Below are 23,726 nucleotides of genomic sequence, written 5' to 3' on the forward strand. Positions count from 1 at the left end.
TTAATGTTTGTCCTTTTCCGCCGCTTTTTCGGCGTCCTTTTGTTGCTTTTTAAGTTTACGTTGTAGCTTACGCTCCGCGCGGCGTTCCTTCCGCTGCTCTTTTTTGATCTGGTGATTTTTCTTATTCAGCTCGCCCTGGGCCATGCGCTCGGTGGCTGCTTTTTGGGTTTTCTCGTCATAGCCTACGGTTGGTTTTATGCCCATTAGCAAACTGCGCCATATCGCTTTAAAAAAGGAGAAGTCAGGTGGGCGTTTATAATTGATATTATAAGAGCGCGGAATTTGCCCCGGTTCGTCAGGATTATTATGTTTAAGAATAAATATGTTAGCGAATAAGGATGCTACCAGTTTGTTTTTAAGCGTTGAACGCTCTATACCCCGTCTCAGGATTTTTACCTTCAGGTCATTGTACAGCAGCGTAACCTTCCCTTTTGATCTGAACCTGTTGCCATCAAACTTAAAATCGAAACTCTTCAAAGTGCCTTCAGTAAACTTAATCATAGCAAATGGCATGGTTGCGCTATTAATTGCAGCAAGATTCATTGGCCCTAAGTGGCCGGTATAGCTGTAACGTGCATTGGGGTCTGTAAGATTGAAAACAAAAGCCGTTTCAAACTTGCCACGGTTCATGAAATAGCTGGTTAAGTTAATGTGCGCCAGATGGTTTTTTTGTAATGCCGCTTTATTGGTGGTCAGATTTAATAAAGTACCCGATGTATTGTTGAAATGAATGCTGCCATCCATGTTTGATTTTTTGTTGTATTCTGAATAAGTTACGTTGAAGCGTTTTACCCGCATAGTATCTACCTTCAGATCGGCGTCGATTTGAAAAATGCTGACGTTTGGAAAACTTTTGATCTTATCCTTAAACCGATTAGGTTTATTTGGATTAGCGAATAAGCTGAAGTCGCCATTATGGATGATCAGGCTTGATGCATTGATGATGCGGTATTTATGATAGCTCAGGTAATCGAAGTTGTTTAGCCACAAAGAATCAATGCTTAATGCAAAACGATCTTTAACAGTATTCTGAAAAAAGGTATGTGGATTAACAGGTTCGAAAACCAGGCCTTGTACGGTTAATTGAGACCTATAGGTTGATAGCTTGAGTTTTTCAATACTGTATTTATACAAGCCATTTGGGGTTATGCCTCTGTAGTGGTTAAGGTCGGCAATGATATTTTTACAGTACAGCAGTCGGCTTTTGTCTGTTTGGGTGGCTGAATCAATGAGTAGTTCATTGGCCTGTAAATTCATCTCCTTCAGCTCCGACACCTCCAGTTTAATGCCCGAGTAGTCTTTGTATTTGAATTTAATATCGTTCAAAAAAATATCGCCAACGTGAATGTATTTAAAAGTTTTGTTGATTTTTTGCCAGGCCGTTCGATGGTCTTTATCTACCGTATCCTTTGTATGATTAAGTTGATAGCTCAACTGTACCGTAGGGGAGTTAAGCGTTATACGATCGATATCAACAATGTGTTTAAAGTATAATTTAAAAGGATGGATGTGCGATAGGATCAATCGCTTAACGTGTACATTATATAAGTTATTAGGTGCCAGGCCTTTTGCTTTGCGGCGATTATAAACCTGGGTGTCAACCTTAAAGTCGATGTTATAGAGCATGATCTGACCTTTCAGCACATGCAATTCGGCTGCAGAAAAGTCAATGGTATACAAGCTATCAGTGCCGCTGGCGACCGCGCTCTTAACCTTAGCTGACAGAATAGGCGACCAGTAGCTATTTACAAAAAACGCGGCTATAAGTAGTATCAGAAATGTTCCCGCGACAATCACAGTCACTTTTTGCCATTTATGCTTCAAGAATTTTAATGCCATCGCGATATCGGTTTATTGGTTTTTCTTAAGATTGGTTATCGAGTCGCGCCGGGCTTGGCGTTCTAATTTCCGTTGTTTTCTATCAGCTTTAAATTTATTGAATTTATTTATCAAGCTGCTCACTTTATTTACCACTTTATTAACCGTGCCCTCCGTTTTTTTAGTGAAACCCACACTGGGTTTTAATCCATCAAGTAAACCTTTGTACAAAAAGCTGAAGAACGATGTCGTAGGTTCTCGCTTTAAATTAATCGGCCCCGGCCTGAAATTGCCCTTATTATCGGGGTTATCATTATCAATGATCAGCGCATTGGCTACTTTAGATATAAAACCCTGGGTTTGCAGTTGTCTCTGCCCTTCCACTTTTTTAAGCAACTCTACGTTCAGGTTTTTATAATAAAACTCCAGGTGGCCTTTACCGCCGTAGTTGTTGGCATTAACGTAAAATGTCAGGCGCTCTACATCAGCACTTTTTACATGTACCATGGCTAAGGGTTCAACCAGTTTATCCAGTATACGGCCATCAAATTTCCCCAGCGTCCCCGAGTAATTAAAGGCGCCGTCCCGGGCATTCAGATTAAACCTAAAGTTTACCTGTAGCGGGCCGGCGTTCATAAAACGGGTATTAATATGGGCGGTCATTAACGGACGGTTCTTTTTAATATCGGGGTCATTGGTTACATTAAAAAAGTGGCCGGTGGTGTTATTGAACGTAATAATACCGGTTTGTTGCGTAGTGGCATCCAATTCCGAATAAATAATGGTGCTATGGCTCAGGTTGAGCTTATCTAATTTCATGTCCAGGGCCACGCGTTGCAAAGCCTGATGGGGGTCTTTACCAATTTTAATAGACTTTTTACCCTTGTAATTGCTGTTGCTGAATATTCCGATATTGGCATTGATAACGTCCATAGTGACGGCATATAACTTCTGGTCTCGTAAAAAACGTTGCAAGTCAATGCCGGTAATGGCAATCTTCTTAAATTTTAAAGTAAAGATATCGGCTGATGTACCTAGTTTTTTATAAAAATTGGTATGATTATAACGCGGCGTAAAATCAACGCCATCCAGCACAATCTCGCGTTTGGCGGTCGAAAAGTAAATTTGTTTCAGCCCTGCACGATACATGCTATCGGGTGTAAACATTTTGTAATCATGCAATATAACTTCGACGCCTTTGGTGTAATAAAAACGTGTACTATCTAAAGCCGAAAGTGAGTCGACCAATATTCTTGATATGTTGATGTCCAGGTGTTTTATAGCGGTTTGCCGGGTAACGGGCTGATTTTTATTAATATAATTTAAGCTGATGTCTTTAAGTGATATCGAATCGATACGCAATTGCTTGAATATGTTTTTGATGATCTGGTAAGGCGTTTTAGGCTTGCCTATCTTTACGGTATCGTTAAAACTATAGCGTTTGTTAATGATGGTCAGGTCGGGCTTATCAATGGTGATATTATCAATGACCAGTACTTTATCCTTATAGGCCTTTTTAGCGCCTATATTTTTGATGGTAAGCTTTTTTACGCTTAGTTTAAACAGGTTATCGGGCGCTTTATGCTCGGTTACCAGGTGGTTATACACCGCCGTGTCGGGCACCAGTTTAAAGTCAGAAAGCATAGCATCGCCCGAAGCTAAATTCAGGTCAAAGTCGGCATATTCTATATGGTAAAGGCTATCTGTCGATTTTAAAACCAGCTCTTTCAGTTTAACCTGCAGCAAAGGTTTCCACTTATCACCAGCCAGGTAACGCTTATAAACGTACCAGCCCGACCCACCGGCTATAAACATAAGCACCAGGATTATTACAGCCCATTTATGTATGGTGTATTTGGAGGAATGTTGTTGTTTCATTAATTGCTGCCGTCAAAATAGTTAACAGCAAATCGTTGCTTTTGTGTAGCTGCGTCTTGCTTTCCATAAGAATATTACAAATGCCGCCCTTGTATTTCTTTATTTCATAATTACTTCCCGGAATAAGCGTTAAAAAGCACTTATCAGCAGAATTATTTAAAAACCAGTAATCAAAAAAAACACCTATAAGTCATAAAAAGTGATCCAGATTGATCCAAACGAAAATGTTAGTTTTATTAATGATCTTATTATCAATAATTTAACTTTTAAGGTGATCCGAACTGATCCACTTTTTAATACACGCACGTGGATCGCTACAGTGGCGATAATTCTGCCAATCTGTCACAAGTATTTAAAATTTATGTATTTTTGCTCCTCAAATTTTATAGACAATGATGGACTTGATTAGTCAGGATAAGACGCATGATGAGAGCAGGCAGGGTGAAGCTTTGATATTGGAGCCTGTTGAAGGTAAGAATAGCGGGCGCAAACTCTATATAGAAAGCTATGGTTGCGCCATGAATTTTTCTGATAGTGAAATAGTTGCATCTATTTTGTCAGAGCAAGGATTTGAAACCACAGGCGACTACACAAATGCCGACGTGATCTTCATTAATACTTGTTCAATCCGCGAAAATGCCGAAACCCGTGTGCGTAACCGCCTGAAAGAGTTTAAGGTGGCTAAAGGTAAAAATCCGGGGATGGTAGTTGGCGTTCTCGGCTGCATGGCTGAGCGCCTGAAATCAAAATTTTTAGAAGAAGAGAAGTTGGTTGATGTTGTGGTTGGCCCGGATGCTTATCGCGATCTGCCTAACCTGATAGATCAGGTGGATAGCGGCCAAAAAGCTGTAAATGTATTGCTATCCCGCGAGGAAACCTATGCAGATATTAGCCCCGTGCGTTTAAATACCAACGGCATCAATGCCTTTGTTTCTATTATGCGTGGATGCGATAATATGTGCTCTTTCTGCGTGGTGCCGTTTACCCGCGGCCGCGAGCGCAGCCGCGATCCATATTCTATAGTACAGGAATGCCAGGATCTGTTTGACAGAGGTTACCGGGAGGTTACATTATTGGGGCAGAATGTGGATAGTTATAAATGGACCCAATCAGCCAGCCAGCGCCACCCGACCCCCGGTACGGAGGGCTTTGAAAATGAGGCTGATAAAAAAGTATCCCCTGCCGGGGGAGATTTAGAGGAGGCTGTTAACTTCGCCAGCCTCTTGGAAATGGTTGCCCTGATTCATCCGGATCTGCGTGTCCGTTTTTCCACTTCGCATCCAAAGGATATTACCGATGATGTGTTGTATACCATGGCTAAATACGAGAACATTTGCAAGTATATTCATCTTCCCGTGCAGTCGGGCAATAGCCGTATTCTGGAACTGATGAACCGTACTTACGATCGTGAATGGTACATTAACCGTATCGATGCTATCCGCCGTATTTTACCTGGCTGCGCCATCTCGACCGACGTGATCACCGGTTTTTGTACCGAAACGGAAGAGGAACATAAAGAAACGGTAAGCATGATGGAATATGTGCAATATGATTTTGCGTACATGTTTATGTATTCGGAGCGCCCAGGTACACTGGCTGCAAAACGTTATGAAGATGATATCCCGGAAGAAGTGAAGGCCGCTCGACTCAAAGAGATTGTTGCTTTGCAGCAAAAAATGTCACACGGGCGTTTGTTGCAGCAACTCGGTAAAGTACAGAAAGTATTGATAGAAGGTTTTTCAAAAAAATCAAAAGACGACTACTGCGGCCGCACCGACCAAAACGCCATGATGGTGTTTCCGGTTAATGAGAAATATAAACCAGGGCAATATGCTTATGTAATGGCTGAAAGCTGCACAACCGCGACTTTAATAGGTTCTATTGTTGATTAAGAATAAATTATAACCACAAAAATAGTGTCTTGAATCTTGTCTCTTGATTCCTGACTCTAAAAACAACATGGAGATACAAGAAATAAAACAACGCTTCGGTATTATCGGCAATTCGCCGTTATTGAACCGGGCTATAAATATTGCAAACCAGGTAGCACCTACCGATATCTCTGTTTTGATAACAGGCGAGAGCGGTAGCGGTAAAGAGGTATTCTCGCACATTATTCACCAGATGAGCCCTCGTAAGCATGGGCCATTTATTGCAGTTAACTGTGGGGCTATACCAGAAGGTACTATCGACTCGGAGCTATTCGGTCACGAAAAAGGTGCTTATACCGGGGCTGTGGGCGAGCGTAAAGGCTATTTTGAAACCGTAAATGGCGGTACCATATTTTTAGACGAAATAGCCGAAATGCCCTTAGGCACCCAGGCGCGTCTGTTGCGCGTTTTAGAGTCTGGCCAGTACATCAAGGTAGGTTCGTCGAAAGTTGAAAAAACTAATGTCCGCGTTATTGCGGCAACTAATGTTGATGTATATGAGGCTGTGAAAAACGGCAAATTTCGCGAAGATTTATATTATCGTTTAAATACCGTTCCGCTGCGCATACCCCCGTTGCGCGACCGTAAGGAAGACATCTACCTGCTGTTCAGGAAATTTACGTCAGATTTCACAGATAAATATCGCACGCCACCTATCCAACTGGATGAAGAAGCACAACAGGTGCTGATCAACTACTCATGGCCGGGTAATGTTCGCCAGTTAAAAAATATGGCTGAGCAACTGGCTGTGCTGGAGCGCGATCATACCATCACCGCGCAAACGTTGCTGACTTACATCCCCCAGGAAGCTAACGGTAAAAACCTGCCCATGCGTCTGGATAATCAACCTAAAGAGGATTTCAGTGAGCGCGATATCCTGTACAAAGTTTTGTTTGATATGAAGCGCGACATGGTGGAATTAAAAAAGCTGGTGGCCGATATTATTGAGCATGGCGGTGTTACACCAAGCTTTGCCAATCAATCTCAGGCAATAAACCAACTATATCGCGATATAGAGATGCCGGGCAATCCTGATCAACAATTTACCATAAAACAACCCGTTAATAACAACGACAATTTTAATATTACTCACGATGCCGAAGAGGTTGAGGAATCACTATCGCTGGTCGAAAAAGAATCTGATTTGATACGTAAGGCTCTTAAAAAGCACAAAGGTAAACGTAAACTGGCTGCAAACGAGCTGGGCATATCAGAGCGTACGTTATACAGAAAAATAAAAGAGTTAAATTTATAGGGTTGATGAAAAAATCGTTAGTGATTTATTTAGGGCTGATGCTGGCGGTGTTGGTATTTGTGTCGCCCGGCTGTTATTCTTTATCCGGGTCGGCAGTGCCGCCGGCTATGCGCACTATTAACATAGCTTTTTTCGAAAATAATGCACCTATTGTGGTGGGCAACCTGAGCCAAACGTTTACCGACGCTTTAAAAAACCGTATCCGTACTACCACACGCTTAAGCGTTATTAGCGGCGAAGCCGATGCTAACATGAGCGGGGCCATTGTTGGTTATTCTTATGCGCCGGTATCTGTTCAGGCTACTAACCCCAATGCGCCGCCTATTGCTAACGCTTCGGTATTGACTATCACTGTTAGGGTTAAGTTTGTGTATGATGCTGATAAGAAACTAAATTTTGACCAGACCTTTAGCAAAAGTACCAACTTTCAGGGCGATATTACGTCGCAGGAGCAAAGTCTGATCAAGACCATTAGTACACAGCTGATAGACGATATTTTCAATAAGGCCTTTAATAATTGGTAAGTATTTTATAGCTTCATCCCCGTGAACGGACAAGTAAATAACGCAGAGTACGATTTTTTATGGAAACTTTTAGCCAATCCGGCTGATCCGAATCACTCGTATATCTTCAGTTTACAATCATTAGTTTCAGATTTTCCGCAAAGCGGTGCGCTGCGCGCGTTACTGATGCCTAATGGTGATAAGCGCCACGTAAAACACGCTGCCGCTTATTTTACCCCCATGTTGCTGCATAAGCTGGCGACGGCACCAGATAGCCTTCCCAGAGTCTCTAATGAGCAAATTGTTTTTAGCGATGACCTGCCCCGGGTGTCTTCGGATATTCACTATAACATTCTGCAAGCCGAGCCATTTGTGCCGCCTGTACCACAACCTGAGGCTGAATATTTGCCGGTTGTCGATGATGAGGATGCTGTTATAGAGGATGAAGCCAATGCTGCTGAAGTACAATATAATTATATAGACGCAGACGCGATCGTTGATCAATCGCACGAAAATATACCTGCTTATATTGACGAGGCTGTGCAAGCAGAAGAAGCAACGGCGGCTTTTCACCAGGTGCCACAGCAAGCACCTGTTGAAGAACCTGTGCCTGCACCATCAGTTACGTCAGAAGATCTGGCCAAAGAGTACGAACAGTACATGGCCAAAACTGAGATTACACCTACCGAATCCGTATCATCCTATGAAGAGGATGAGATCAGATATTTCCATCAACCGATAGATGATGAGGTTTACGATGAAATTGTAAGCATTGAAGATATCGGACTGGAGCAATTGGCTATTTTAAACAAGTCAGCTCAGGAGTCTGCAGATGGTGGCGATAACTATTTTGTTTTTGAGCCGGAGATTGCAGAAGATGCCGGGAAAAAGCAGGAGCAAGCGTCGCAACCTGTTTCTGACACTCAGCAGACACCACCGCAACCCACGAACCAGCCGGTACCTGTCTTGTCCGGGTCAAACTTTGGCGGGGGCGATACTAAAGATCATGTATCAAAGTATAATGATGAAAAAATGCCTTATTCTTTTATGTGGTGGCTTGATAAAACCCGTAAAGAACACGCCTATATCTATCAGCCTTATGTGAGCAATAAAGTGCCCGCGGCAGCACCAAAACAAAATGCAGACGAAAAGCCGGTATTGGACGAATTGCAAAAGCAATATTATCAAAATATAGTAAGCAACACCTCATTAACCGGGCTTTATAATGATCCGCTTAAAATGTCCGGAAACCAATCGTCTGTACGTAAAGAAGATAAAATCATTGAACGCTTTATACAGGAGGAGCCGCATATCAAACATCCAACCGACATGAAGCTGGATAATGAGAACAAAGCCAAGCGTAGTTCAGAGGATAAAGAGGAACTGGTAACTGAAACATTAGCACGTATTTATACCGAGCAGATGCTTTACCATAAAGCTATCATAACGTATAAAAAATTGATGTTGAAATATCCGGAAAAAAGCCTTTACTTTGCAGGCCAAATTGATCAGTTAGAAAATAAAATAAATTAATATAAAGAAATGTATTTAGTATTATCAATTATTGTTGTGATAGTGTGTGTGCTTTTAGGGCTTATCGTACTTATCCAAAACCCTAAAGGTGGTGGCTTGACATCAAATTTTTCCAGCTCATCTCAATTAATGGGTGTGCAAAAAACGGGCGACTTCTTAGAAAAAGGTACGTGGGCTTTAGGTATTGCTTTAATGGTGTTGTCATTAGCGATTAACGTGATAAGCAAAAGCGGTCCGTCATCAGCTACATCGCAATATAAAGATCAGATAGATAAATCTTTAAAAGCTCCGGTAGCTACACCCACCGCACCGGCTGGCCAGGCACCCCTACAGTTACCTGCTAAAAAGTAAAGTTTTAAAAAGAAATATAGAAAGGCTTTGAAGCAAAAACTTCAAAGCCTTTTTTTATGTACTTTCGCACTGTCAGGATGACACGGCCCTGCTAATTTTGACCGCCAGAAAAAGGGTCAGATTACTTAAATCTGACAATACAACAGTATTGAAGTGCCAATTGTGCTATTGGCATAATTGATGTTGCAAGAGCAGCAAACAAATAAACTTAATAACCAAAAAATAATATTAGTTATGTCATTAAACATTAAACCTATCGGAGACAGGGTGGTAGTGGAAGCTGCACCGGCCGAGACCAAAACCGCGTCTGGTATCTATATTCCGGAAACCGCTCAGGAGAAACCGCAACATGGTACAATTGTAGCTGTGGGCCCAGGCCGATATGCTGACTCTACAGGTAATTTAATTCCGTTAACAGTGAAAGCTGGTGACAAAGTTCTTTATGGCAAATTTGCAGGCCAGGAAGTAACCATTGAAGGTAAAGACTACCTGATAATGAGAGAATCTGATATTTATATAGTGTTATAATAATTAGTGAATGAGTGATTGAGTGAAGTTTCCTGTCGCTCAAGTCAATAGTTCAATAAGTCATTAAATCAAAAATTAATCAAAAGCATGTCAAAGCAAGTAAAATATAATGTTGAAGCAAGAGACGCCCTAAAAAAAGGCGTTGATACTTTAGCTAACGCGGTTAAAGTAACTTTAGGTCCTAAAGGCCGTCACGTAATTATCGACAAAAAATTTGGCTCACCTGCCGTTACTAAAGACGGTGTTACGGTAGCTAAAGAAATTGAATTGAAAGACCCTATTGAAAACATGGGTGCGCAAATGGTTAAAGAAGTAGCGTCAAAAACTGCTGATATTGCGGGTGATGGTACTACAACTGCAACGGTATTAGCTCAGGCTATTGTTACAGCAGGTATTAAAAACGTTGCTGCCGGCGCAAACCCAATGGATTTGAAACGCGGTATTGACAAAGCGGTTAAAGCTGTAGTTGAGAACTTAAGAGCTCAAAAACAAGACGTAGGAAATGACTTTAGTAAAGTAAAGCAAGTGGCTTCAATTTCGGCTAACAATGATGACGTTATTGGCGAAATGATTGCTGATGCAATGCAAAAAGTTGGTACAGGCGGCGTTATTACTGTTGAAGAAGCAAAAGGTACCGAAACTGAAGTTAAAACAGTTGAAGGTATGCAGTTTGACCGTGGTTACCTGTCGGCTTACTTTGTAACCAATACAGACAAAATGGAAGCTGAGCTGGAAAGCCCTTACATTTTGATCTACGACAAAAAAATCTCTTCAATGAAAGAGATTTTACCTATCCTTGAAAAACAAGTACAAACAGGCAAACCATTATTAATTATTGCCGAGGATCTGGAAGGCGAAGCTTTGTCAACCCTGGTAGTTAATAAGATCCGCGGTTCGCTGAAAGTAGCCGCTGTTAAAGCTCCGGGCTTTGGCGACCGTCGTAAAGCTATCCTGGAGGATATTGCTATCCTGACTGGTGGTACTGTAATTTCAGAAGAAAAAGGTATCAAATTAGAGTCGGCTGAATTAAGCGACTTAGGTCAGGCAGAAAAAATCACTATCGATAAAGATAACACTACTATCATCAATGGTGCCGGTGCTCATGAAAACATCAAAGCACGTGTTGGTGAGATCCAGGCTTCAATGGAAGCAACAACTTCTGACTACGATAAAGAAAAACTGCAAGAGCGTTTAGCTAAATTATCTGGCGGTGTAGCAGTATTATATGTTGGTGCAGCATCAGAAGTTGAGATGAAAGAGAAAAAAGACCGTGTTGACGATGCGTTACACGCAACCCGTGCCGCTGTTGAAGAAGGTATAGTTGCAGGTGGTGGCGTTGCCTTCATCCGTGCGGTATCAGCATTAACTGACTTGAAAGGCGAGAACGAAGACGAAAATACCGGTATCCAGATCATCCGTCGTGCTATTGAAGAGCCATTACGTCAAATCTGTGAAAACGCAGGTATTGAAGGTTCTATCATCGTACAAAAAGTAAAAGAAGGTAAAGCCGACTTTGGTTACAATGCACGCACCGACAAGTTTGAAAACTTGATTGGCGCAGGTGTTATCGACCCAACTAAAGTAAGCCGTGTAGCTTTAGAGAACGCTGCTTCTATCGCATCAATGTTGTTAACAACAGAATGCGTATTAGCTGACGATCCGGAAGAAACTCCTGCCGGCCCACCAATGGGTGGCGGCGGGGGTATGGGCGGCATGATGTAATATCAAGCCCATAAGCTAAATAGTAAAAAAGCCTCGTCTGGAAAGCTGGAAAGCAGACGGGGCTTTTTATTTGGCGATACATTGCAGGCTTAATAAGTCTTCTTGTTGTTTTTGAGAAAGATCAGTATATGTCAGCAGTCATTAAAAGGCACTATTTTATAATTTGTTATTTTACCATTCTTACTAATGTTAGCTACTAATGAGCTTTTTATCGAATCAACTATGTCAGGGTGCGGCCATGTAATTGGCAGCAGCTACTAAAAAGTATTTTACAGAAGATTCTTGCGGATACCAATCTGTAATTGGCGACACCTATTTAAAACTCCAAGCGCTTCTACAGGTTTGTTAGCTAACAGTAACATGGTGGCATAATCTACTCTTATAGTGTTGGGGTTAGATGTTATCAGGAAAAAGTCATGCAATTTCGTATAAAGTTCATCGTGATAAATGATCATCAGCCTCAATAATACGCTGTAGTGCCAAAATATCCCGCTGCTTTTCAGGCGGCAGACCTGAATAGTCGAGCCATCTGTCAAACATCGTAAAGTCCCACATATTAACCCGTTTTAACTTTGCCAACTCATTTTTTAAGGGTAGTATAGGTTTCTCGCCATTCAAATAACGCGCAACAGCTTTTAAATAACTGGTTATGGTTAATTCTGATTTAGCATAGCTTATGGAATGATTTTTTATTACCGCGATAGCTTCTGTATTTTTTCCTGCCATGATAAGCAGTTCGGCATAATCCATCATCGGCCAGATGTCTGACGATTTTAAATAAACGCTATCTGCCTTATGCTTTGCCCCGAACAATACTACGCCCATTAGTTGCTTAAACTTTTTGTTGTTGCCAGCGCCTTTATAAAACACAGCTGCATTTTGCGGCCCGGTGGTTTTGTAGTCATATAGTTCATCCCACAGCTCATAAGTTTGCGCGGCCTGGGTTAGTTGTCCGAGCACCTGATGTGCCTTTGCCTTATATTCCACAGCATCTTGCATATCATAGAATGCAAGGTTTTTTAAAATCACAAAATGCGACAAATCATTAATAGCACCTTTAAAATCATTCGTCTTAAAGCGGCAAACACCTATCATGTGCCAGTTAACGTTTTTAGCGTAGGTTAATGAGTCGGTAGCTATGGCCAGTTGCGCAGCTTGTATAGCTTCATTCCATTTTTGGGTTTGATAAAATGTAGCAACTTCCCCGGTTAATAGCTTGGTATACCGCGTTTTTGATAATCCGTTTGATAGTAGTGTATCCTTCACTTGCGCCAGAGCAGATATGGGAAAGATTAGCAGAAATATAAACGACCGCACCAGGTAATATTTAGGCATACACTAATTTACAAATCGATTTGAAAGATTTATTACTTTATGCAGGATGAACAAGAAAATGACTTAAAAGTATTTTTTTGTTGCGTCAGCTGCCTCCAAAAATCACATTTACCTAACAGTCAATAATTTATCAAAGGCCTTGTTTCACCTGTTGCACACGCGCATGAAACAAATGTGATAGGTCGGTTCGCTTGTTGTATTCTAATTACTACACGCTGCTTTTTTTGCCAAACATAACTCATTGTCATCTAGGCGTAAACGCATCGTCATTTGTTAATCAAATGATTAAATTTTCTAGTAGAGCGGTGGTATTCAAACGTAAATTTGTGTTTAGTTTTTACTGACAGAAAAACAGGCACAACAATTGAATCTATCTATACCAAATGAAACATTTAAAAGGAACAACCACCCAGATACGTACCACCGTGGTAGATTGGGTCTTTTACAAAGGCTTCGAGCTTTTTGTATCTATTTACGGACGCTAAAAATTTGTAACTTCGTGCTTCATTTATGAAGGTAATACACGAGTTTTCCCTGTACGCTTACCAATGGCTGCTGGTTCACGGCCTTAAAGTAGTAGTAGCGTTCGCCATATTAGTCATCGGCCTAAAGGTCATAAAATATCTGGGCAACCGTATTCGCAGCCGCGTGAGTGAGCGCGAGTTGCACTCATCACTACAACCTTTCTTTATCAGCCTTTCTATAACCGCATTATACGTATTGTTGCTGATACTTGTCCTGATGACGGTTGGTATTCCGTTGGAGTCGTTCGCATCAATCCTGGGTGGCGCTACGGTAGCAATAGGTCTTGCCTTATCAGGCACCTTTCAAAACTTTGCCGGTGGGGTATTGATCCTGCTGCTCAAACCATTTGTATTGGATGACAGTATCCTTGCGCAGGGGCAGGAGGGTAAAGTTACATCGATCCAGATCTTTTATACCGTGTTGCTCTCCGCTGATAACAAAACGATCATCATCCCCAACGGTAAATTATTTAACGAGGTGATTGTCAATTACACCCGCCAGGGCAAGCGCCGTTTGGACTTTGAAGTTAAATTAGGTTATTATGTTGATGTTGATCAGGCGAAGCAAATAATGATCGACGCTATAACTTCTGTACCGGGTGTGTTAAAGTCTCCCGGCATCCGTGTAGGGATTATTGGTTTAGAAGTCGACTGTATTCGTTATACGGTCAATATCTGGGTAAATCCATCCGATTTCCTTACAGTAAAGATAGCCCTGCAGGAAAAGATCATCAAAGACTTGAAAGCCGGTGGCATAAGGCTTTTAGGAACTTAACGAAAACGACAGACGATATCTTTGGTGCTGCAATATTGCAGCCGTTTAGCCGTATATTAGCTTGTAATGCAACGCGAACAACTTTCCGTTTTTGATATGTTTAAGATAGGCATTGGCCCGTCGAGCTCGCATACGCTTGGCCCGTGGCGTGCCGCCCAGCAGTTTGTGCAGGCTCTTGAAGGCGGGGAGGTATTGTCGCTGGTAACTGAAGTCAAAATCTTGCTATATGGCTCATTGGCAAAAACCGGCCGGGGTCATGGTACGGACATAGCCGTACTATTGGGTTTAAGCGGCGACGATCCCGTAACTTTTGCCGTTGATAATGTTGTGCCTAAAATTAATCAGATACGCAATAGTCATAAACTGGTATTGGCAGGCAAGCATGAAATAAGTTTTACTGCCGAGAACGATCTGCTATTCTTGTTTAAAGAGAGCTTGCCTTTCCATCCAAATGCTGTAACGTTTCAGGCGTTTCTGAATACAGGTAAAGCTATATCAGAAACTTATTACTCGATAGGCGGGGGATTTGTGGTGAAAGAGGGTGGAGCAGGTCAGCAGAAAGCAGAAGTTGATCTGCCATTCCCGATTGATACTGCGGGCGACTTACTGCACTGGTGTATAAAAACCGGATTAAAAGTATCAGAAATCGTATCTGAGAACGAACAAGCCTGGCGTAGTGAACAGGAAACGCGTAATGGCGTGCTCAACATCTTTCATACTATGGGCGAATGTATGTACCGCGGCAGCCATGCCAATGGTACTTTACCAGGCGGCTTGAATGTCGCGCGTCGTGCAGCTGCTTTGAATAAAAGGCTTGTTGGTAACAATACCTATAATAATTACGACGAGTGGGTAATGGCTATACGAAAAACCGGCAACGGATTTCAGAATATCCTGGATTGGGTTAGCTGTTTCGCATTGGCAGTGAACGAGGAGAATGCCTCTTTTGGCCGTGTGGTGACGGCGCCTACTAACGGAGCCGCAGGCGTTATCCCGGCTGTACTACAATATTTTATTGTTTTTTGCGATGGCTTCGACGAAAAGCGTATCGTCCAGTTTTTATTGACGGCCTCAGAAATAGGTTGCATATTTAAAAAGGGCGCTACTATTTCGGCTGCTATGGGCGGTTGTCAGGCAGAGATTGGCGTATCGTCAGCCATGGCTGCGGCAGCACTCACCGAATGCCTGGGTGGGTCACAACGCCAGGTAATGATGGCGGCAGAAATTGCCATGGAACATCACCTGGGCCTAACTTGCGACCCGATAGGCGGATTGGTACAAGTACCTTGCATTGAACGTAACACCATGGGGGCTATCAAAGCTATCACAGCCTCACAACTGGCGCTTCAAACTAACCCCGATAATGCCAAAGTAAGTTTGGATGCCGTGATCAGGACCATGTGGCAAACTGCCCAGGACATGAACTCCAAATATAAAGAAACCGCCGACGGAGGCCTGGCTGTTAATATCCCGATCAGTTTACCGGAGTGTTAGCGATGCCGTGTGATCCACGCGAGTGTGTATCAATCTGGATCAGTTGGATCACTTTGTTTTTATAACTAATTAATAATCAGTTTTTTGACATTTTTAGTTCAGTTTGGTGGATCACTTTGGATCACTTTTCCTGACTTTTAAGTCGGGGGCGGGGGGCGCTCTTTATTCTTTTTTGAGTAATGGCTATCGCTTAAACAAGCGCACATCAAACACAAACGGATCAATACTTTTTAGCTTTATTTTGCCGAAATCCCGGTGGCGTGGGTTGATCAGATAATTAAAGTCGCCAGGAACGCTTGCTGCCGGTACCCGTAGTACCAAATGCTGATTTGTTCGAAGAAAATCATCGCCAATAAGTTGGGTGCTTTTAACAAATGGGTTGCTGTTCCAATTAGGCGGCAAATCGTCAGCCTTCAATGCTATAATATCGTTTCCGGGAATATCGATAGTAGCTATGAAATAATTTATAGGGATGATCCCTAACGGAACGTGCACCGCCACTTCAACCATTGCTAATGCACGCGATGCCGCGGTATATAAAACCGGGATGCCCTTGCTGTTCCAGCGCCCGCCGGTTTTTTCGGCGCCATAACCAGATAGATCATTAACAAATGCCTCTCTGGATAAGCGATAAACGATCATGCAAATATACCGTGCTCTATGCGGCCCAATTCATCATAAATAGCATTGATGCCAAATGCAGTATCTAAAAGCTCTTTGGGTTTAACGTTGCCTAGTGGTAGGCTAACGGTGTCCATCCAGGTGTAAAAGTTTTCGGCTACACCAAAAACGGCAATGCCTTTTTTATAAAGCAGCTCAATTTGTAATATGCGCTCAGAATATAAGGGATCAAAAGATTTGTTCTCCTTTTTATAGCGCTGAATAGTGCGCTCTGATAGGTGCAGATAAGAAGACCACTCCTCAACATCCAGATGTATCTGGTTTGACAGTTTGGTAAAATAAGGAAAAGGCACACCCTCTCTAACCATATTAGTTAAATCAAAAGTGTCATCATCAACAAACTTGTATGGTTTTTCCTTGCTCATTGCTTACTTCTTTTTGTCATCTGTCATCAAATTTACGACACTTGTCAAAAATAAACAAATTTTTTTACCATTAGTTTGGTAGTACAATTCTTAATTCATTCGAAAGAAATAAACCTTTTGTCTGAACATAGCGAAGAATTTTGTAAAAGCGATTTTAAGCTATGCAAATAGTGAACTTGCCCGTGTATAAGATTCCGTCCGCCCGAATTGGCCGGACTGTTAATCAGCTTTGTAAGCTATAAAAGAAATTTAAGCAGAAAGCTCCATCCCGAACAATTCAATAATATGCTGCTGTAGCTTTTGCTGAACTTCTTTGATATTAACCTCATAGCCCAGCTCGGCTTTTATAGAGGTTACCGCCTTGTCGTCGATACCGCAAGGGATAATATTTTGGAAATAAGAAAGATCGTTATTTACATTAAACGCCAGGCCGTGCATGGTAACCCAGCGGCTGCAACGTACACCCATGGCGCTGATCTTGCGGGCGCGCTCATTATCGGGGTCAAGCCAAACCCCGGTATAGCCGGGATAGCGCGATGCCCCGATACCAAAGTCGGCCAGGGTAAGTATCACCGCTTCCTCAAGCGTACGCAGATATAAGTGGATATCGGTGAAGAAATTGTCCAGGTCAAGAATAGGATAGCCTACAATTTGTCCGGGACCATGGTAGGTAATATCGCCACCACGATTGATGTGGTAATACGTTGCGTGATTCTCTTCAAGGCCTTGCTCGTCAAGCAGCAAATGCTCAGGTTTACCACTGTTGCCCAAAGTATAAACATGCGGATGCTCGCAAAAAACAAGATAGTTCGGTGTAATTATTTCTTCGGGATGATTAGCTCCTGCTAACTGCAACTCCCGGTGACGAATTTCCATTTTGAGCGCAACGCTGGCATTAAACAGATCTTCTTGCTTTGCCCAGGCTTTTTTGTAGTCAATCAATCCCCAATCAAGTATCGTTACCTTTTTGTTTTTCATGGTTACCCCCTCACGTAGCCAATCATATAGCCGTCGTACTGCAAATATCCAACGGCATAGCCAATTTTGATATCGCCTTTGGTTAAAATGGCACTCGCCTGACCCTCTTTAGTAAATTCAAAAGGCATAAGCGCTATATCGTCCATAAAAGAAACCTCCTTCTGTCCGTAGCATTTATAAATGGCCTCTTTAGCGCACCAACAAGCATACAGATGATCTATCCTTTGCAGCGGATCAATAAACATCAATTCATCAGGCGATAGAAATCGCGCAGCAATGCGTTCAACTTTTTCTTTTACCTGTTCAATGTCAATACCAACCGGGCTTTTGCGGCTGATCATCACCGCGGCATAATCAAACGAATGACTTAAAGAGATATGGTAAGGCAATGATACCAGGTAAGGTTTGCCGTGCTCATCAATCTGGCAATCAATGTACTCGTTGGTATTCAACATTGTTCGTAATAATACCCTGGTACCCAGCCAATGCAGATGACGTTTGCCGTTTATAATGTTCTGAACAAACTTTTTTTCCTCGTCATTTAGCTGTAGCTGGCTGTACAGATCCTCGGCTTGTTCTTCTATCTTCCAAAGCGCAAATTCTGTATTATCATCGACCCGTTGTCGGTAAGCTATAGCCATGAGGTAAAATTGCAAAAAGCATGACAAACATAGAGCAAATAATTCTAATTTTACCCAAAATACCTTCCTTGTTTTATGATACTGTCTGATAAGCGCATTCTTGAAGAAATTGAAAAGGGCAACATTGTTATTGAACCCTTTAAACGCGAATGCCTCGGCACAAATTCATATGACGTTCATTTGGGCAAATATTTGGCAACCTACAAGAACCGTGTGCTGGATGCGAAAGTACATAACGAGATTGATAGCTTTGAAATACCCAAGGACGGTTATGTTTTGCAACCTGATACACTTTATTTAGGTGTAACCGTTGAGTATACCGAAACCCACAAACATGTGCCTTTCCTGGAAGGCAAATCAAGTACCGGCCGTTTAGGTATTGACATTCATGCTACGGCGGGCAAAGGCGATGTAGGTTTCTGCAATACATGGACGCTTGAAATATCATGCGCACAACCTGTAAAGGTTTACCCGGGCATGCCTATAGGCCAATTGATTTATTTTGTAGTTGAAGGCGATATTGAAACCCTGTATAATACCAAGAACAACGCCAAATATAACAACAAAACCACCCGCCCGGTTGAGAGTATGATGTGGAAGAATAAGTTCTAAACCATAGCAATAAGATTAAGCAGATTTTTAGGATGAGGTGTTGTAAAACAAAACATAAACAACATTTTAACGTATTTGTTGGGGTTTTTGGTTAATTTTGTACTCACATCATGTCTACTACTGAAACACAAGAACAGACCTTTACGCTCGATGAATTGTTGGCGGGGTTTAAAGAACTGCATCGTCTTATTTTATGGAATGATGACTTCAATACCTTTGACCATGTTATTCATTGTATGGTGAAATACCTGGACTACACCGATAGCCAGGCCGAACGCATAGCCTGGAAGGTTCACAACGAAGGTAAATGCGCTATCCTGGAGGGTTCGTTTACTGAAGTTGAAGTTTACCGCAAAATTCTTCAGCAAGAAGGATTGACGGTGAGTGTGGAGTAGTGCTAAAGATTGGTTATTGAAGATTAAAGATTTTATAAGTCGTTTAGAATACAAAAGCCTCCGCAACTGCGGGGGCTTTCTTTTTGACAGTTTTCAAAACTAACCTCTGATCAACAACTTCTAATCACGGTGCTCGATCAATCGATCACGTAATTCCACCCATGTACATCCGGTGTATTGCCGTAGCGAATGGCATCCAGGGTTTTTAATATTTTTTTAGAGAACTCGCGTTTGTCCGGGTCAATCAGCGTGTATTCTTCGCCATTAAGATTGATAGAACCTACCGGGGCTATTGTAGCCGCGGTACCAGCGCCAAAGGCGTCAGTCAGTTTTCCATTTTTGGCGGTTTCAACTAATTCATCCACAGAAACTTTACGCACCTCAACCGGTATACCAAAATCCTTAGCTAATTGGATCACGGTATCGCGGGTTACGCCATCCAGGATAGTATCCAACGCCGGTGGAGTTACTACTTTACCATCTATCACAAACATCGCGTTAGCAGCACCCATTTCTTCAATATATTTATGCTCTTTAGCGTCGGTCCAAATCAGTTGGTCAAAGCCTTCCTCGGTTGCTTTTTTAGCCGGAAACATTGAACCACCATAGTTACCTGATGATTTGGCATAACCCATGCCGCCTTCGGCCGAGCGGGTATAATGTGTTTCAATTTTAACTCTTAACGGTTTGGTAAAATAAGGGCCAACCGGGCAAAGTAAAACCATGTATTTATAAGTTTTTGACGGTGCTACGCCCAGGTATTGGTCGGTAGCAAACATAAATGGTCTGATGTATAATGAATGGCCCGGCGCGCCTGGAATCCAGTCGCGGTCAATATCTACTATAGCGGCCAGACTTTGCAGGAATACATCCTCAGGGATAGCAGGCATGCACAAGCGCTCGGCCGATTTGTTAAAACGAACTGCATTTTTATCCGGACGGAAGATAGAAACCTTGCCATCGGCATGTTTATACGCTTTGATGCCTTCAAAAAACGATTGGCCATAATGTAAAGCAGAAATACCAGGGCTGACCGCAATTTCGCCATAAGGAACAATTTCAAAATTTTTCCATTCGCCGTCGCTATAGTCAGCAACCAGCATGTGGTCAGAAAAAGTGCGTCCAAAAACAAGGTTACTGAAGTCGGTTTCTTCCAAACGCGACCTTGTTGTCCTGGTGATTTTGATGTCCAAAGTATCAGTCATTGCTTTACGTATATATTAAATTCAGAAGGTGCAATTTACCTAATTTACAGTGGGTTTAGCAAAACGATTTTAAATTTGTTATGCATGCATTGTATTTCCTTGCATAACTGTGACATAATTCGGCTGCTATGCCGTACACCTCAGACTAGATTTAGCCGGCTATCTGTCGATTGATATCAGCTTTATATAACCCCGCCGGAAATTTTTGCATATAATCTTTTACCAGTTTATTAGCCAGCTCTTTATTGCCATTATTAACCGCCGTACTGATTAGTAAATACCCTAACTGTTCAGCTACAGCACGGGGTAAAAACCTGGTCGCGCTTAGCCAACGTAAATAAGGTTCCCCATATTTGGCCTTATATGCATTAAACTGGGCCACGGTTAGGCCATAATCAGGCATGAGTTGGGTGGGTTTGATATTTTTAGCTTTAACTTTTGTAGATGACTTGGCCTGTCTATACCAGAGATAATAATTGGCAAACATGTAATACTGTGGTCCCGGCGGGAATGCTTCAGGTTTTGGGTCAGCTTTGTCAAATGCGGTGATAACCAGATTGGTCAGCTTTTCGTGGTATTGACCGCCCAGTAAATATAATTCATATAAATTATTGTACGCAGCATATTTTAACTCGGCTGCTATAAGCTTTTTGTCCCTTGGGTTGATAGACGACCGATTAACTATCGCTATCTTTTTATCGCGCATAGCCAGGTACGGTCTAACTAGTTTATTGTTTAATTCAACCGGGCTTAAGCTGGTGTAAGCACCGTCATTTTGTAGAAAAAAAGGATATTCTTCAATATTAGCGGCTTGCAAAACGGTGTTCACCGCCAATCCGGTTCCGGCGGATGGTTTGAAGCTTTTGTTATTTTCGATTAATTCGACATGGAGGCTTTTTCCTTTGGTTAATAATATCAAATGGAAGTTTTGCTGAAATATAACGTCGGCAAATTTTTGACTCTTAATTGGCAATGTTATGGAAAACGAGCCATTTTTAGCAACCGCTATTTTGATAGAGTTGGCTTCGTCAAAACCATATACCTGCGGAATATTGATTTTAAGATCGGCGCGCCCGCTGTAGTGTTTAATAGTGCCGCTAAGCTTAAACTGGGCCCATACATTAATATTACTGCAAATAAGGAATAAAAAGACGTAATTTTTTTTATTAACGATCATCATAATTATTCAATGATAGCGGTTTCTGCTGTCAGATTTATCACCAAATGAACAAAAAACTCTTTCATGTATTACCAGTTCATGGTAAAGTATAGTGATAAAATAAAAGACGTAAAGCAATACAACGCAAAACTCAGTGATACCAGCCACCTGAATTGGCTGTGACGAAATATTACAAGAAGAAAAGAAAGGGATCAATCTAAAATAGCCAGCAATTGTTTCAACTCATCAACCTTTTCGCTCGAGCCTAAGTGCTCGTACGAGCTGATCAGATTGCGCAGCACCCGGCGGATGATATCCGTATTTGAGCAAGGCTCATAAAATTGCTTATCGAAACTCAGGTTCAATTGTTTCAGGAACATATCTACATCCCTGCGACCGAAAATGAAGCCCTTATTAAAGGCGTTGATGTAAAAAAGAATGCCGCTTTCAAACTCGCTTTCTTTGCTTTCGTCCAAATAAGCCAGTATAAAATGCTGCGGCAGGTTTACACCGTGGACAGGAATGTCCAGTTTTTGTGCGATGACGGAGTAAATAATAGCCAGCAATATCTGGTTGCCTTTTTTGGTTTCCATTACCTGGCTCAGGTAACTATTTTGAGGGTCCTGATGATTGGTTGTATTGCCGCTAAAGCCATACATGTGGTAAAACACATGATTGATGAGTTTTACCTGCTCAACCGGGCTGGCCTCATTGTTCATCTGTATCCAGATGTCGCGCTTAATGGCTTCTATCTGGTTAATGATCTTTTGCTCATCCAGGTCAGGGTATTGGTAGCGGTTAATAATTAATATACCTTGTAATAAATCAAACGCCCCTCCCTGGTACCAAAGCTTCAGGTCATTTTTTAAAATGCCGAACTGAATTTCATGCACCAGGTTGGCAATACGTTCCTGCTGTACTGCTTCAAAAGCTTGTTCAAAGGCAGATTCGAGGTGTTCAATGGCTTCGCCGCCGTACGATAGTAATTTGTCATGTACGTGACTATATATCTCCGGATCAGGATCGTCCAGCAGGCGTATTAATGAATTTACTTCCGTTATATTAATCATAGTACAGCTAAAATACAAACGTTTCTATAATTTTACAACCATGTTTAATTTAAGGTTTGCTAAGTATTACCTGCTGTATCGCTTAAGAGCTAAAACCAGGCATGGCCTGCATTCGCCTTTCGTTTACCGGTTGGTTGACGAAATAATATACGATTTTCATGCCAAAAACGTATATGCCGAGGTTGAAAGGGTTCGACACGAATTACTAAATGACGACAGAATGATCACTATCACCGACTTAGGTGCCGGGTCGCACGTAAATAACAACAAGCAAAAAAGAGTAGGCAATATTGCCAAAAATGCGCTTAAACCGCCCAAACTGGCACAACTTATCTATCGCCTGGTGGCCGATCTGCAACCGAAAAATATTATAGAGTTGGGAACCTGCCTGGGCACTACCAGCATCTACCTGCAAAAAGCGGCGCCCAACGCAAAAGTCTATACGCTTGAAGGTTGCCCCGAAACGGCAAAAATTGCCAAAGAAAGTTTTGCCAAAGCCGGTGCCGAGGATATTGAACTGATAACGGGCAATTTTGATGATACGCTAAAAAGTGTGATAGATAGTTTAGATCAACTGGATTTTGTATTTGTTGATGGCAATCATCAAAAAGATGCTACGCTTAAATATTTTGAATGGTGCCTGCCCAAAGTGCATGATAATACGTTATTAATATTCGACGACATTTATTGGAGTGAAGGCATGAAAGAAGCCTGGACACAAATTAAAGCGCATCCGCAGGTAATGGTCACTGTTGATCTGTTTTGGATAGGCCTGGTTTACTTCCGCAAGGGGCAGGTGAAGGAGGATTTTATGATTAAGATATGATTTTAGATGTGCAGTATGCAGATCTAGGCACACACTCAGCATGACCGAATATCTATATACAGAACGCTCACGTTGTTAGATGACAAAGCGGTTGTTAATTCATCCCTCATCAAACCATCATCGCACATTTGCATATATCCGCGCAGT

General features: G+C 42.0%; 22 protein-coding genes. 12 read left to right on the forward strand and 10 right to left on the reverse strand.

The window, feature by feature from the left end; genetic code table 11:
• Positions 1-1,839: a CCDC34 family protein gene (locus ABD772_RS11360; RefSeq protein WP_345104213.1), complete on the reverse strand. Its 1,839-nt coding sequence runs from the start codon at positions 1,837-1,839 to the stop codon at positions 1-3.
• A gap of 12 nt (positions 1,840-1,851) precedes the next feature.
• Positions 1,852-3,696 (reverse strand): hypothetical protein, encoded by a 1,845-nt coding sequence (locus ABD772_RS11365; RefSeq protein WP_345104215.1) that lies wholly within the window; start codon positions 3,694-3,696, stop codon positions 1,852-1,854.
• Between the two features lie 392 nt (positions 3,697-4,088).
• Here ABD772_RS11365 and ABD772_RS11370 point away from each other — a divergent pair, with 392 nt between their 5' ends.
• From ABD772_RS11370 to groL, 7 genes are all read left to right on the forward strand, one after another.
• Positions 4,089-5,588, forward strand: coding sequence for a MiaB/RimO family radical SAM methylthiotransferase (locus tag ABD772_RS11370; RefSeq protein ID WP_345104217.1), 1,500 nt, complete (start codon positions 4,089-4,091; stop codon positions 5,586-5,588).
• A gap of 67 nt (positions 5,589-5,655) precedes the next feature.
• On the forward strand, positions 5,656-6,882 hold the full coding sequence (locus tag ABD772_RS11375) for a sigma-54 interaction domain-containing protein (protein WP_345104219.1): 1,227 nt from the start codon (positions 5,656-5,658) through the stop codon (positions 6,880-6,882).
• 5 nt (positions 6,883-6,887) lie between these two features.
• Complete coding sequence (gene lptE / locus ABD772_RS11380) at positions 6,888-7,406, forward strand: LPS assembly lipoprotein LptE (RefSeq protein WP_345104222.1); 519 nt, start codon at positions 6,888-6,890, stop codon at positions 7,404-7,406.
• Between the two features lie 21 nt (positions 7,407-7,427).
• Positions 7,428-8,918, forward strand: coding sequence for a hypothetical protein (locus ABD772_RS11385; protein ID WP_345104225.1), 1,491 nt, complete (start codon positions 7,428-7,430; stop codon positions 8,916-8,918).
• Positions 8,919-8,927: 9 nt separating this feature from the next.
• A complete protein-coding gene (gene secG, locus ABD772_RS11390) occupies positions 8,928-9,269 on the forward strand; it encodes a preprotein translocase subunit SecG (RefSeq protein ID WP_345104228.1) in 342 nt (113 codons plus the stop codon).
• A 234-nt stretch (positions 9,270-9,503) separates the two neighbouring features.
• On the forward strand, positions 9,504-9,797 hold the full coding sequence (locus tag ABD772_RS11395) for a co-chaperone GroES (RefSeq protein WP_345104231.1): 294 nt from the start codon (positions 9,504-9,506) through the stop codon (positions 9,795-9,797).
• Positions 9,798-9,884: 87 nt separating this feature from the next.
• Positions 9,885-11,519, forward strand: coding sequence for a chaperonin GroEL (gene groL, locus ABD772_RS11400; RefSeq protein ID WP_345104234.1), 1,635 nt, complete (start codon positions 9,885-9,887; stop codon positions 11,517-11,519).
• Between the two features lie 435 nt (positions 11,520-11,954).
• On the opposite strand, the gene ABD772_RS11405 is transcribed toward groL, so the two are convergent.
• Positions 11,955-12,854, reverse strand: coding sequence for a hypothetical protein (locus ABD772_RS11405; protein ID WP_345104237.1), 900 nt, complete (start codon positions 12,852-12,854; stop codon positions 11,955-11,957).
• A gap of 510 nt (positions 12,855-13,364) precedes the next feature.
• On the opposite strand from ABD772_RS11405, the gene ABD772_RS11410 reads away from it, so the two are divergent.
• Positions 13,365-14,153 carry a mechanosensitive ion channel family protein gene (locus ABD772_RS11410; protein ID WP_345104240.1) on the forward strand — a complete coding sequence of 263 codons (789 nt, stop codon included), beginning with the start codon at positions 13,365-13,367 and terminating at the stop codon, positions 14,151-14,153.
• A gap of 66 nt (positions 14,154-14,219) precedes the next feature.
• Positions 14,220-15,647, forward strand: a complete 1,428-nt coding sequence (locus tag ABD772_RS11415) for an L-serine ammonia-lyase (protein WP_345104243.1) — start codon at positions 14,220-14,222, stop codon at positions 15,645-15,647.
• Positions 15,648-15,830: 183 nt separating this feature from the next.
• Here ABD772_RS11415 and ABD772_RS11420 read toward each other — a convergent pair whose 3' ends face one another.
• The 4 genes from ABD772_RS11420 to ABD772_RS11435 form a co-directional block, all read right to left on the reverse strand.
• Positions 15,831-16,289 carry an RES family NAD+ phosphorylase gene (locus ABD772_RS11420; protein WP_345104246.1) on the reverse strand — a complete coding sequence of 153 codons (459 nt, stop codon included), beginning with the start codon at positions 16,287-16,289 and terminating at the stop codon, positions 15,831-15,833.
• Positions 16,286-16,693 carry a type II RES/Xre toxin-antitoxin system antitoxin gene (gene parS / locus ABD772_RS11425; RefSeq protein WP_345104249.1) on the reverse strand — a complete coding sequence of 136 codons (408 nt, stop codon included), beginning with the start codon at positions 16,691-16,693 and terminating at the stop codon, positions 16,286-16,288. Before parS ends, ABD772_RS11420 begins: the two co-directional genes overlap by 4 nt.
• A 249-nt stretch (positions 16,694-16,942) precedes the next feature.
• Complete coding sequence (gene lipB, locus ABD772_RS11430; RefSeq protein ID WP_345104251.1) at positions 16,943-17,671, reverse strand: lipoyl(octanoyl) transferase LipB; 729 nt, start codon at positions 17,669-17,671, stop codon at positions 16,943-16,945.
• Positions 17,672-17,673: 2 nt separating this feature from the next.
• On the reverse strand, positions 17,674-18,312 hold the full coding sequence (locus ABD772_RS11435; RefSeq protein ID WP_345104252.1) for a 4'-phosphopantetheinyl transferase family protein: 639 nt from the start codon (positions 18,310-18,312) through the stop codon (positions 17,674-17,676).
• A gap of 75 nt (positions 18,313-18,387) precedes the next feature.
• On the opposite strand from ABD772_RS11435, the gene dcd reads away from it, so the two are divergent.
• Both dcd and ABD772_RS11445 read left to right on the forward strand, forming a co-directional pair.
• Positions 18,388-18,924, forward strand: coding sequence for a dCTP deaminase (dcd, locus tag ABD772_RS11440; protein ID WP_345104254.1), 537 nt, complete (start codon positions 18,388-18,390; stop codon positions 18,922-18,924).
• A gap of 110 nt (positions 18,925-19,034) precedes the next feature.
• A complete protein-coding gene (locus ABD772_RS11445) occupies positions 19,035-19,319 on the forward strand; it encodes an ATP-dependent Clp protease adaptor ClpS (RefSeq protein WP_345104256.1) in 285 nt (94 codons plus the stop codon).
• Between the two features lie 137 nt (positions 19,320-19,456).
• Here ABD772_RS11445 and ABD772_RS11450 read toward each other — a convergent pair whose 3' ends face one another.
• From ABD772_RS11450 to ABD772_RS11460, 3 genes are all read right to left on the reverse strand, one after another.
• Positions 19,457-20,524, reverse strand: coding sequence for a branched-chain amino acid aminotransferase (locus tag ABD772_RS11450; protein ID WP_345104258.1), 1,068 nt, complete (start codon positions 20,522-20,524; stop codon positions 19,457-19,459).
• A gap of 151 nt (positions 20,525-20,675) precedes the next feature.
• Positions 20,676-21,704 carry a hypothetical protein gene (locus tag ABD772_RS11455; protein ID WP_345104262.1) on the reverse strand — a complete coding sequence of 343 codons (1,029 nt, stop codon included), beginning with the start codon at positions 21,702-21,704 and terminating at the stop codon, positions 20,676-20,678.
• A gap of 191 nt (positions 21,705-21,895) precedes the next feature.
• Positions 21,896-22,753, reverse strand: a complete 858-nt coding sequence (locus ABD772_RS11460; protein WP_345104265.1) for a transglutaminase-like domain-containing protein — start codon at positions 22,751-22,753, stop codon at positions 21,896-21,898.
• A gap of 40 nt (positions 22,754-22,793) precedes the next feature.
• Here ABD772_RS11460 and ABD772_RS11465 point away from each other — a divergent pair, with 40 nt between their 5' ends.
• Positions 22,794-23,579 carry an O-methyltransferase gene (locus tag ABD772_RS11465; RefSeq protein ID WP_345104268.1) on the forward strand — a complete coding sequence of 262 codons (786 nt, stop codon included), beginning with the start codon at positions 22,794-22,796 and terminating at the stop codon, positions 23,577-23,579.
• Positions 23,580-23,726 lie beyond the last annotated feature (147 nt).

It is taken from the genome of Mucilaginibacter panaciglaebae, from assembly GCF_039539265.1.
Lineage (GTDB): Bacteria > Bacteroidota > Bacteroidia > Sphingobacteriales > Sphingobacteriaceae > Mucilaginibacter > Mucilaginibacter panaciglaebae.